We start from the raw sequence: 12139 nt of genomic DNA on the forward strand, positions 1-12139 counted from the left end.
GGGAGTATTAAACAGGGGTTAGTACAATTTCTTTAAAAGTGTAAGTTGGACTATCCACTAGTACGTTACAGTTTTGCGACTGGTAGCCCTGGCAACTTAAGCGCAGCACGTAGTTACCAAAGCTCAAGTTTTCAAAAAAGAACAGTCCTTCTGGGTCGCTGGTTGCTACTTTTTCAGATTCCAGTAGCATCACTTCTACCTCAGCGATCGGCTGCATTGTAACGCTACTTTTGATCGTGCCGACGATGGCGACACGCTTGGTTTTAACACTCTTATCGTCAGTCATTTCTTGCCACGAATGTTGCATCCCAAAAACTCGTTCCCAAACCACAGGAACCGATATTTTGCGCGGCTCAATTGGCACTGTCAGCGTGAGATGAATCGCCGGACGCAGGGGAACCGAAAGCGCACTCCATAACCCTCCTATTTCAATGGCTGGGTTAAGAGAAACATTCATGGTTAAATTACCATAGCCCCGTAATTCGGGCGGGAGAAACTCTTCTCGCAGCGAATTGTGTCGGAGTAAAAAAGACAAAGCCTCGCTCAGCAGATGATACTCTCCTAAAGCGGTGCGATCGATCGCCGTAATGATGATGGAGATGTCAAACCAAGTAGGTGAAGGGCTGACGGTTGCCGATCCTTGCCGCTCTCCGGTAGAATGGCGCTGCCTACCAGATTGCTGCATCTGCCTGCTTTCGCGAATGTCATATAGATAAACATTCAGCAAGGAGCCTCTATTTTGGTCTGTGAGACTGGCAGGATGGCTAAAGTCAATTTGCTCTGTACTAGTGAGTGTCGTCCCCCCAGCTAGAAGTTCTGCCAACGTCTGAAGAATCAAAGTCAGCATGAATATGCCTACGATTAGTTTCGATGTTTTTAAATTTAGCGGCACAACTCAATAAATGTAATTAGACTTATGTCTAATCGATCGCACTAGCATTGAGAGAGACAATAGAAGTGTTGCTAGCTTATTGCTTTGATATGGTTCGCCAAAGAGTACAAAAATCCTCCGAAAGAAGTTCCCAACCACAAGAGTCTGCAATGGCTCCTGTCTTGACTCAACGTCACTCGCCCTCACCTCATGCTCAGCAAGATACCGAAACGCAAGCAATTCAACAGCATAACCGTGAGGCAACAGTCCTGAAAATTCAAGCCAAGTATGGCACGATTACGCCCCAAGGACAGGAAAGACTGACTTTTTTACAGGCAAAGATGGCTGACGACACGCAGCGAAAGCTAGATGTTGGCGATCGCACCCATCAAAATATCTCGAACTCTTCTTCTGGCGATGTCTCAGCTACTCCGCCCGAAAGAAATACTAAGCCACCGATACAGGCAAAACTCACCATCGGGCAACCAGGGGATAAGTACGAACAAGAGGCGGATCGGGTAGCCGCGCAGGTTGTAAACCAAATTCATGCACCAACTACCCAACGCGAAGCATTACCAGAAGAAGATGAGCTTCAGATGAAGCCAGAAATCGGCAGTATTCAGCGCCAAACCATGTCAGAAGAACTCCAAATGAAGTCTAGTGGTGCAGGGATGACTGCCCCTCAAGATCTCGAAACATCCATCCAACAGGCACGGGGTAGCGGACAGCCGCTTGCAGAGGGGATCAAACAACCGATGGAGCAGGCATTTGGGGTTAGTTTTAATGGAGTAAAGATTCACACAGATACTCGCTCTCACCAGTTAAATCAATCAATACAAGCTCGTGCATTCACCACAGGGCAAGATGTGTTCTTTCGACAGGGTGAATATAATCCTGGCAGTCGGGGAGGACAGGAGTTGATTGCCCATGAGTTGACCCATGTGGTGCAGCAAAATGGTGGGGCGGTGCAGCGATCGCCATCTGACGGTAATGGTTTAAGCCCATCACCAGCGATCGCTCTGCGACCTAATAGTGTTTCAATCCAGCGGAGGCCTATGTCTACGAACGAAGGAAACAAGTTCATCGATCCCGATTATCCTTTACTTAAGTTGGTAAAACCATTAGGCGCAAGACACAACGAATACCAAATTGAGGGAACAGATTCATTGATTTACTACGAACATGGACTGGGTTGGTTTAATGATTACGACTGTATAGAAAAAGCCGATGTTGCTCAGTATCAGGGAAACCCCGATGAGAGAGAGGGAGTTTCAAATAACGGTGGATTAACATACTACTATCAAGAGGAAAAACATACAGGAAGCTTCTTGCCCATAATGGAAGCATCAAAGCTAGCTTCCGATCTCAATAGAGAAAAAGGGCAAACCTTCGATGATACAAAGGTTCAAAGCATAGCGAAAGAGATAGCGGAGAAGCGAACAATTTACCCAATTGAGGTAACACAAGGAGAGAATGGTCTAAGACTAGTTCAAGGACGCCATCGAATCGCAGCCTCGGCATTGAAAGGTATGAGAAAAATACCTTACAACGTCGTATAGTGCGATCGCCGCTCTTGTAGGGCGCGTTAGCGGTAGCGGGATCGCACTTCAGCTCATCAAATCATCCGTTGCAGGTTCGCCTGGATAGAAGCGATCGCTACATTACTGTAATGTACCGTTATATCTCATAACAAGGAGCTAAATTCGTCACGACTTATTTGACAATCGCGCAGTATTTGTGCCAATAAACCCCGACCAATTGTTTCTCCAGAATGTACTGGAACCACCGTTCTACGTCCATCACTATGTATCAAAATATGATGACTTCCGCGTATTCTAGCAACTTCAAAACCTATCTTACCAAGAGCTACTATGACTTCGCGTCCTGTCACGCTTGGCAGTTGGCTCATAGTTCAACTGCAACTCGTTGGATACCCACAAAATCTAGTGAGTCCTGTTCTTGCTCAAATTCCAAACACAGTGCGATCGCTTCTTGAATACGTTCCATCAACTCATCTAAAGACTTAGCTTGCGTATGACACCCAACAAGCTGAGGAACTGAAGCGACAAAATAGCCATCTGTATCCCGCTCGATAATTACACTGAATTCTCGCTTCACGATCGACTGCCTTTGTTTTTTATTTCATGTAACTTACGCAATCGTTACAAAATGAGTATGAGATAACCAGTTACGTAAATCCTAAACTATTCTCTCACAATTACAAGCGTGCGATCGTTTACCTAAAATGCGATCGCATTTCAGCTCATCAAATCGTCCGTTGCAGGTTCGCCTGGATAAAAGCGATCGCTCAAAATGTCTTCCAGCGTGTAAAGGCAGTCTTGTGGAAAAGTTTTAATGGGTAGATTTGTTTCTCCAGAAGCCAGTGCGATCGCTTTGGTAAAAGCTTTCTGGAGAGCTTCTTGCAGATACGGCTTGAGACTGGGATTTTCTTCAAGTAGTTCCAACGTCTCTATCCGCTGTATGCGAATCGTATTCAACCAACTACGGCTTCGTCGATCGGATTGATATTCCCATTTCAGCAAATGCCCAATTAAGACACTCAAGCGATTTCGCAATTCGGCGCGTTGCTGTCTTCCCAAAGATTCAATTTCCTCAATTAAATTAGGTAGGTCAAGCTGGCTCCATTGATGATGACGAAGCAGGTTAACCTGTTCTTGAGTCCAAGCGTAGAAGTCAGTTTCGTAGAGGTTTTGCATCAGGTTTCCCGCTGTTTGTCCTGTGTCTGGTGTTGGCATCGTGGGGTTAAAACCTGGCTATATTTTCCCAATTTTAGTAACAGTTAGCCTATGTTGGCTGAGCGATCGCCTGTACCCAGTAAGTTACGTTACAGAAATTCACCAAATTCGATCTAGAGGTAGTGACGTTACACTTTAGGGAAGGATCGCTAATCATCAAATCCTTAAGTATGTCAGACCCTTTTGTAAATCAGTCCGATGCTTGGATTGGTCGCAGTATTGGCGATCGCCAACGATACCGCTTAGACCGGCGCTTGGGGGCGGGCGGCATGGGAGATGTTTTCTTGGCAATGGATACCTTACTCGGTAAGCACGTAGCTTTGAAGCTGCTGAAGGATACATTAGTCAAATCCCCAGACCTAAAAAAGCGATTTGAGCGTGAGGTAGCAGTGTCTGCGGCGCTCAAAAGCGACCATATTGTTGAAGTCAGCGACTATGGCGTAACTGCTGAAGGATTTCCCTTTTATGTGATGGAATATTTGCGCGGGCAAAGTCTCGGACAACTTCTGCGCCAACAACGACAGCTATCGGTAGAACGCACCGTAAATATTATCACTCAAGTCTGTGACGGGCTGGCTCTAGCCCATGAAGGGGTAACTTTATGGCGGGAAAAAGCCACCATTAAAGAACATATTCAGGTGGTTCACCGCGATTTGAAGCCAGATAATATTTTTCTGGTTCCCACATCGCTAGGAGAATTGGTAAAAATTTTAGACTTTGGCATTGCTAAAATTCGCGAAGATCGGGTTGAATATACTCAACTCACCAATATGTTTCTTGGCACGTTTCACTATGCCGCTCCAGAACAGATAGAAGTAGAAAAAGATATTGATGGACGAGCAGATATTTACAGCTTGGGTATCATTCTCTACGAAATGCTCAGCGGTACAGATCCGTTCGGTTTGGGTCTAAATACGCGCAGTATTAATCAAATGTCTTGGGCTTTAGCTCATACAACTAAGCCAGTAAAACCACTGCGATCGCAACCCAGTTTATCGAATTTATCGCCTGTATTAGAAGCAGTAGTATTGCGCTGTTTAAACAAAGACCCCAGCGATCGCTTTACCTCAGTAAACGATCTGAAGATAGCTTTACAAGTTGCTACTACTGTAGAAGCTGAGGCATTGCCCCCAATAACTCAACATGACAATGAGGACAAAACCACCATACGCCCGCTAACTCCTCTCCCATCTATAGTTACCAAGCCAACGAATATTAACAATTCAACCGTTAATCGACAGATGAGCGAGCGCACCATCGAACGATCGATAAAACCAGTAGCACCAGGAGTTACCGACACTATTCTGTCTTTAGGACAAGACTCGTTGCTAGAAATTATTACAGAAATTATCGGACCTATTGCTTCCACCTTGATAGAAGAAGTAGCAGCGCAAGCCTCTAGCACTAAAGAATTAGTCGAGAATTTGTTCTTCTATCTTTCTCCGGCACAACAAATAGAGTTTGAAAAACAGGCAAGAGGATTGCTACAAAAATCTGCGACTCAAACTAGAACGGGACATCAAGTAATTGATGCTGATTTTTTACAACAATGTGAAGAATCTTTAGCTGAGATTATTGGTCCTATTGCCAGCTCGTTAATTCAAGAAGTCATGGAGACTTATCCGCAAATTTCTCCATCTGAACTTGTAAATATTTTAGCAGAAAGAATTCCTAATTCCAAACAAGCAAAAGAGTTTTCCCAACAATTGACGGGTTAAAATTTTAACTATTGTGTTTTCTGCGCTCCAGCATCGTCTTAGCTATTTCCAGACTAGATTTCATTCTATTAAAAGATGCTGCTAAGATGCCAATTTCATCATTAGAGCGTTGTTCAAAATCAGCATTTGTCTTGCCAGTGCTAACTGCCTGAGCCACTTTAGAAATTTGTGCAATTGGCTTGATAATAGTGCGCTTCAACAACAGATTAATCGCAATCATCACAACAACAGAGATAGCGAACAGCATAATCATAGTGAACTGCCAAAACTGCCGAGCAGATGCAAACACTCTATTTGCTGGAACATAAATCACCTGGGCAAATACAGTTTTATTTAATTCCCAGTCAAAACCATTTTCGCTACCATAAATTGCTATCTGGCTTTTAGGCGCTTTATCTGGTGTTGAATGGCAGCGCAGACAGCTAGCATCTGTAATTGTAAAACGTCGAGCAATATAAAAGAATTCTCCGCCTGGAAAGGTACGAAAGCCCGATTTTTGTGTATTAGCTGGCTCTTTAGTAAATTGCTCGATCAGATGGGTTTCAAATCGATCGGCGCGATCGCGTAAATTCGTTGGATTTAAAGCAGCTTCCCTATAAACATAGTCTCGGTAGTTGTCGTTCTTGCGGAACTTATCAAAAACCTCGATCGCAGAATAAGCTGCTACTGTTTCTGGAATAAACTCTTGGCTAGTTTCTAGTTGAGGTGTTAAGAGAGGAGTTATGTTTTCGTTGGTGTAGCTCCTAACGGCACTCATTGTTTGTAAAAGTACATCTGCTTTAGTTGTTACTTCTTGCTGCGCTCTTTGTTGTAGTAAGTTTGATAGACTAGTACCGCTAATTAAAATAGCGACCAGAAAAACAAATAACAAAATTAGATTGAATTTGCTGGCAAGTTTAAGATTTTGCAAAAATCTCAATTTATGAGCTATATAACGATTTTCTAACATAAGTTTTGAATCAGTTATAGAAAATTATTTTGGTATGTAGTGCAAAAGGATTTGATGCAGCAGATCTCAGTTAAGATTCGATCCCCCCTAGCCCACGGACACTTTAACGCGAGTTGCTTTAACGGAGGACACCTCCGCAACGCACTCGCTCCTCAAGTCGGGAAACCCGCGATGCCGGAGGCGGTTCGCTCTGCGACCTTCGTTTGTGTCCTCCCCTTAATAAGGGGGGAATTTAAAGCGCCCTTAACAAGGAGAAAACTTAAAACCCCTTTTTTAAGCAGAGAACTTAAAGCCCCCTTTTTAAGGGGGTTGGGGGATCTACAAGAGCTATGCATCCTAACTGAGAAATGTTGATTTGCGATCGCATTAGTGTCAGTTACTAATGAGAGTGCAGTATGGTAAACACTTTTGTCCAAACGTCATTTCTTGTAAGACAGCCCCTAGAGGAGGTTTCGAGAAATTAATCGATGTTAACCATACCCCGCTCCCAGTAGTAATTTGGCAGAATATGATTTGTAGATTATGGTGTAGAATCTTCTGATTTCTCTTGTTGCTCTCGATTTTCTGGACTTAAGTTGTTGAGTGAATCGGACGTTGCTTGTCTATCTGCACTTTCTGGATCGGGTTTCTGAGGAGCTGTTATCTCTCTCCAAGCAGAGTTGAAAGCAGCTTTAGTTGCAGAACCGAGACGATTTTTTAGCTGTGCAGCTCTTTTCACAGCAGCAGAACCTAATTGACTGCCTAGTTGTGAAGTTTTTTTCGCAGCAACAGAGCCAAGACGGTTGCTAACTTCTGAAGTACTTTTAACAAATGACTGCCATTGCTTTTCTGCCTGTTTTTCAATCTCCTCTGGTTCAAGCAAAATCTTGCTTTCAATTGACTCACGCGCTTTACGAATTGCCTTGAGGTATGCCTCTCGTGTTAAGTTACCCGCACCCTGTAACTCATTGAGAATGAGTTTATTGATTGCGGCAAACAATGCTAGAGTTTGTTGTTTGGGATCGTCTACTTCGATGTTTGGTGGTGTCGCTTTCACCAAAGCATTTGATGACACGACATCAGCTTCAACCACCTCGACACTGGAAGCAAAATGCCAAGATGCAACAGCATCTAATGGTTTAACAACTGTCGCATCTTCAGAAAAATCGCTAGTTTCTTGAATAATTAAGACAAATTCTCCTGCTTGGATCGCATCCCTATTTTTGAGTAGATAATCCTGATTAACTACAGCGGCTTGACCATTAATTAAAGAGCCATTTCTGCTACCGAGATCGGTATAATAAATCTCTCCATTTTGTTGAAAAAACTTACCATGTAACCGACTGATATCAGAGCTATCCAAAACTAAACCAGAGTTTTCAGAGCGACCTATTAAGCAAGTATCCTCCCGTTCAAATATTTCATTTAAGTCTAGTTCAGTAGTTTCAGCCTGAGTTTGCGAATTAAACACTTTAATTTTCATTGCCCCGATCCTTTAGCCAAGCTAACTTTTGGAGTGGATGCAATTAAATACTGGAGATATCCTTCAAAAGCTTGAGCGGTTGCCAGATTTGTTGCTAAAATCACTTGATTCACATTACAAGATCTAGACAAAGCTTCATCATTTGCTTGTGTCGGCTGGGGAACCAAGAAATCTCGCAGGAAAATTACACCTAGAAGATTTTTAGAGGCGATCGCCGAATTAATCTCTTGATAGCCGCCAGCAGTTAAGTTAGGTAGTTTGCGGCTCACAGGTATGTCGTATTGCATCAAAGCTTCGCTAATAGCAGCAGGAGCCATAAACAAACATTTGGAGAAAGTTGCTTGATGGCGCTCGATAAAATCAACTAACTCTGCTTTTTGGCTATCATGAGCTAGGAGAACAATAGATTTTTCCTTGAGGATTTCTGGAACTGCTGAAATATCATCGCGATCGCTAAGTTCTTCGTCAGTCACTTCATTGGTTGTAGGAACTATTGCATGGGTGGATTCCATACTTATGTAGTTAGGCACATCGGTTTGAATGTAAGTGTTCTCAGAGAATGCGGCTTCAACTGCTAGATCTTCCGTTGGTATACTAGCTGCTGGCGTAGAAGGCTCTGAAGATTCTCCTACAGTACTTGCTGCCGCAACTTCTACTGGTACTGAATCTTCTGCAACCACTGCCACATTCTCCTCAACAATCTCTTCTGTAACAATCTCTTCTGCAACTGGAGTATTGGTATTTGATTCTTCGCTCTCTGGTTGTTCGGCAATAGCTGCGAGAATCTCTGCGGTGTCACTTTCTGCTATATCTTCTGCAATCTCGCTTTCTGACATATCTTCTGGTGATGTCGCTCTCACTCCTCGCTCCTCACTCCTCGCCCCTTCAAAAGTATCGCTTTCTGCCATATCTTCTGGTGATATCGACTCTGGTAAGATGGTGGATTTGTCCATAGCTATTGCTGAGATATCTTCATGAGGCTGTTCTAAGGAAGCATCGGCAAGGATATCTTCAATATCGGACTCGGCAACATCGGACTCGGCAATATTAGCATCGGGCATTTCTGTTGTGCCTGCCACTACTTCTGGCGGGATTGATGCTTCCACAACATCCGTAACTTTTGCCGAGCTATTTTCACTCAACTTTTCTGAAAGAATATCATCGCGATCGGACTGTTCCATATTCTCCAGTTCAGCAGTCGCTGCTGGAATTTCCTCTGCGGGGGCTTCGTCTACGGGTGTTATCTCACCGATCGCTTCTGGTGAAGATGGAGTTTCTGAAATAATAGGTTTCGCGCCATTAGATGAAGGTGCAAACGCTATTGGTGCGATAACTGTAGCATCTTCATAAACTCCGCTAATCGGTTGTGGAATTAGCAGAAACTCTCCTAGATGAATTACATCTCCAGCCTGGAGTAAATAAGCTCTATTTTTTGTAGCAACTTGATTATTGATTAAAGAGCCATTGGAACTGCCCGTGTCAGTGAAATAATATTTGCCGCTTTTGTAAGAAAACTTACCATGTTTGCGACTAATATCAGTACTTTCGAGAACCAAGCCAGAAGTAGCAGAACGACCAACAATACATTTTCCATCGCTGCGAATTGCTGATGCTAAGTCGAACTCTTGAAGTTCTTCATTGGTTTGAGAATTAATAATTTTAAGTTTCATGTAGTCTCCTTGTACTAGCATTCGATGACTTGAATTAGGGTAATCTTTAGACTAAGCAATTGTAAAGTAGACATCACACACCACGCTTGAATTGCACAAGTCAGATGGGATTGTTATGGGAGCGATCGCAATCTTCAGCAGTAGTTCGTAGCTTTATGGTTAGATTCATCAAAAGTTTTGCTGTATATGGTTTTGCGGATTTCCGCTCGATAGAGCTTAGGGCAAAATATGACTTTATTAAACATCAAATTGAAGAAAAAGAAATTCGACTTCTGTCTAATTTTTTTTCCAACAAAGATAGATTTTTTAGATAATAGCGCGATCGCTTTAAAAAAGCTTACTAATATGATATGAACGATTTCCTACCACTGTCCTGAATAATCTTCTTTTTGCAGATTCATAAGTTGCCGACGTTTCCAGGCGTAGTGCAAAATATTGACTCCTAGTTCTTGAGCAGTACGAATCGTGACTCGCGATAAGCTTAGTCCTTCATCTAGTCCCCAAGCACTGCCTAAGTTACCGATCGCTAAGATCAAACCCCCACCACACAAAAGTTGGATCGTCTGCCGATCTACTAGTGGCAATGCAGCGAATAAAAATGGTCGAGTGCGTAAAGGATGATCGCGCCGCAATTGTTCTAGCGATTTGAGAGGAGTTTTCAGTTCTTGAGCAGCTAAGGATTGTACGGATTCAATTAGCTCAGTTGCCTCTGACGGCACATCTACAAGTAAGATACCACCAGATTGAAGATATCTTTCTAGTGCTTTGAATTCGGAAGCGTTAAGCGATAATTTTTGTTTACCTGTGAGATACAAAAGATCGTAAATTTGAAGATCGGTTTTCCAATCGACGCGATCGATAATTTCTCCTCCTCGTAGTGATGGATAGAGTGCTTCAACCGCTTGCAATAAATAGGAGAGATTGAAAAAATTTTGACTAGACTCAGAATCGTCGAAATTGACTTGAGCAACGCGCAGCAAAGCTTGGGGACGAGCCTGAACCTGAGTGCGATAGCGTAGATCGATATCGCCATACCCTGGAAAGAAAACATCAGCAGGTTGGGTAATCGCTTTTTTGTCAATTTGCAGGCGAATTCGACACAACTCAACATCCCATATATCAGGAGAAGTGCTTTTTTCATCAATGCGAAACATCTCCTGCACAATTTCACGCTGTTTTTGAGCTTCTAGTTCATCTGGATCGCGATATCTTGCGACTACATACACCATAACTGGCTCAGAATCCTGTAATTCGGTAGTAATCCGAAAGTTGAATGGCTTTGACAGCACAATTGGATTCCCAGCGAGATCGATCGCGATACCTGGTTGAATTTGCAACCAACTTCGATCGCGATACTCAGCTGCTACTTCTTTCGGAGCAGCGATCGCCCGCACGCCTAAACCACAAACTATACCTGGTTGATTCAGCGATTGATAGTGTACGTTCTGACGCTGACGGTGGTAACTGTGGGCGTGTCGCCAGCGTTCGGCGTTAATCAGCAGCCCGTCAGCAACTTGTAGGCGTTCAAAAGGATTAATTGGTGGAGCGGGAAAGGGACGTGTCATAAAGATTTTCAATAATTAATTCGTAGGTGCAAAAAGCTGGCTTTTCGGAGTCAAGAATTTGCCGTACTAACTGCTCGTCAATTGTGCGATCGGATCGCAGTCGTACTACAAAGTGATAGGGATTTCCGCCACCTAACACAGCATCCTCACCGATACGGGAATTTCCTAGCACCATTCCCGCACCGAAAGGTTCGGTGATGCTAATATGCTTATTAGCTTCTTGTGGAACGTCGTCATCTAAAGGTAAGCCCGTGTATAAATGTAAATAATGGCGCAATCCCCTACGAGTACCACGCCAGCGATAAAGCTCCATAGCGTGACGAATTAATCGCCGCTGTTGGTTGAGGTTCCAATGGGGTTCGACATGCCAAGCTACCCAGTGGGCTAAAAAGGGTAACAGCGCTTGTGGGGAAGTCAAGGGATCTAGATTTGCCCACATACTACTAAAGCTATTGACAACAGGTTCAAAAGTCTGCTCGAAGATACTAATCAAGCGGTTAATAAAGTCTACTTCTCGGTATAGCAGCGGCAGAAAATTGACATAATTACTGTGAGGACGCACGTACAGATCGAAGTTAACCTGCTGCATAAATTCCAGCACGGGCTGCTGGTTGTGGCTGTGGCGCGTATAAGCTGAAAGAGAACCGCGCAAGTTAAGGTTTAAGCGTTTTTTGTTACCTGATTTAATTGCTTGCCAATCTTCAAAAAAATTGTTAGGAATGAGAAACAGTAATTCTCCAGACCATTTTCCTTTAGCTGGAATTTCTATCTCTTCTGAATCAATTGCCTGCCATGCACCACTCCTACTAATTGTATTAATGACTGTATTAATGACTTGTTTTGGTGTCTCTGGTACGAGCTGACACCAATCAGCCGGAAAGTTACCTTCAACCCAAAAGAGCAGTTGTAGGGAATGGACTTCCCAGTTCTGCACTTGCAGTATCATGCGGGCAGGCTCTCCTGGGTGTAGCACCAAACACGGATTCTCTTGTACTGCTGCTGTTGCTAGCTCGTTAAACCCCGCTAACACCGAACCAGACTGAGGAACAGCCTCAGGTAGTTGCATCGGAGTTAATTGCAGGCTGATACCGTGTCGATCGAGGGCGGAAATCATAACTGAAAAAAGTTAAAAGTCAAAAGTCAAAAAT

The 12139-nt window shown here is 43.5% G+C and carries 11 protein-coding genes; 2 read left to right on the top strand and 9 right to left on the bottom strand.

All coding sequences use genetic code 11. From position 1 onward, the window contains the following. Window positions 1-7: 7 nt before the first annotated feature. Window positions 8-847: a Pvc16 family protein gene (locus N4J56_RS34555; RefSeq protein WP_317111245.1), complete on the bottom strand. Its 840-nt coding sequence runs from the start codon at window positions 845-847 to the stop codon at window positions 8-10. Between the two features lie 194 nt (window positions 848-1041). On the opposite strand from N4J56_RS34555, the gene N4J56_RS34560 reads away from it, so the two are divergent. Continuing rightward, window positions 1042-2430, top strand: coding sequence for a DUF4157 domain-containing protein (locus N4J56_RS34560; RefSeq protein WP_317111247.1), 1389 nt, complete (start codon window positions 1042-1044; stop codon window positions 2428-2430). A 125-nt stretch (window positions 2431-2555) separates the two neighbouring features. On the opposite strand, the gene N4J56_RS34565 is transcribed toward N4J56_RS34560, so the two are convergent. From N4J56_RS34565 to N4J56_RS34575, 3 genes are all read right to left on the bottom strand, one after another. Beyond that, a complete protein-coding gene (locus tag N4J56_RS34565; RefSeq protein ID WP_317111248.1) occupies window positions 2556-2780 on the bottom strand; it encodes a type II toxin-antitoxin system HicA family toxin in 225 nt (74 codons plus the stop codon). Then, window positions 2777-2989: a type II toxin-antitoxin system HicB family antitoxin gene (locus N4J56_RS34570; RefSeq protein ID WP_317111250.1), complete on the bottom strand. Its 213-nt coding sequence runs from the start codon at window positions 2987-2989 to the stop codon at window positions 2777-2779. The genes N4J56_RS34565 and N4J56_RS34570 overlap by 4 nt, the downstream gene beginning before the upstream one ends. A gap of 140 nt (window positions 2990-3129) precedes the next feature. Beyond that, window positions 3130-3627 carry a DUF29 domain-containing protein gene (locus N4J56_RS34575; RefSeq protein WP_317111251.1) on the bottom strand — a complete coding sequence of 166 codons (498 nt, stop codon included), beginning with the start codon at window positions 3625-3627 and terminating at the stop codon, window positions 3130-3132. Between the two features lie 170 nt (window positions 3628-3797). Between N4J56_RS34575 and N4J56_RS34580 the strand changes: the two genes are divergently transcribed. Then, window positions 3798-5345, top strand: a complete 1548-nt coding sequence (locus N4J56_RS34580; protein WP_317111252.1) for a serine/threonine-protein kinase — start codon at window positions 3798-3800, stop codon at window positions 5343-5345. Between the two features lie 4 nt (window positions 5346-5349). Here the strand turns inward: N4J56_RS34580 and N4J56_RS34585 are convergent, their stop codons facing one another. From N4J56_RS34585 to N4J56_RS34605, 5 genes are all read right to left on the bottom strand, one after another. Further along, a complete protein-coding gene (locus tag N4J56_RS34585) occupies window positions 5350-6294 on the bottom strand; it encodes a DUF3365 domain-containing protein (RefSeq protein WP_317111253.1) in 945 nt (314 codons plus the stop codon). A 520-nt stretch (window positions 6295-6814) separates the two neighbouring features. Beyond that, window positions 6815-7756, bottom strand: coding sequence for an FHA domain-containing protein (locus N4J56_RS34590; protein ID WP_317111254.1), 942 nt, complete (start codon window positions 7754-7756; stop codon window positions 6815-6817). After that, window positions 7753-9426, bottom strand: coding sequence for an FHA domain-containing protein (locus N4J56_RS34595; RefSeq protein WP_317111256.1), 1674 nt, complete (start codon window positions 9424-9426; stop codon window positions 7753-7755). Before N4J56_RS34595 ends, N4J56_RS34590 begins: the two co-directional genes overlap by 4 nt. Window positions 9427-9788: 362 nt before the next feature. After that, the gene (locus tag N4J56_RS34600; RefSeq protein WP_317111258.1) at window positions 9789-10991 is read right to left on the bottom strand and encodes a DUF4159 domain-containing protein; all 1203 of its coding nucleotides are present in this window, start codon (window positions 10989-10991) and stop codon (window positions 9789-9791) included. Further along, the gene (locus tag N4J56_RS34605; protein WP_317111260.1) at window positions 10960-12105 is read right to left on the bottom strand and encodes a phage tail protein; all 1146 of its coding nucleotides are present in this window, start codon (window positions 12103-12105) and stop codon (window positions 10960-10962) included. The genes N4J56_RS34600 and N4J56_RS34605 overlap by 32 nt, the downstream gene beginning before the upstream one ends. Window positions 12106-12139: the final 34 nt, after the last annotated feature.

The sequence above is a fragment of the Chroococcidiopsis sp. SAG 2025 genome, assembly GCF_032860985.1.
GTDB lineage: Bacteria > Cyanobacteriota > Cyanobacteriia > Cyanobacteriales > Chroococcidiopsidaceae > Chroococcidiopsis.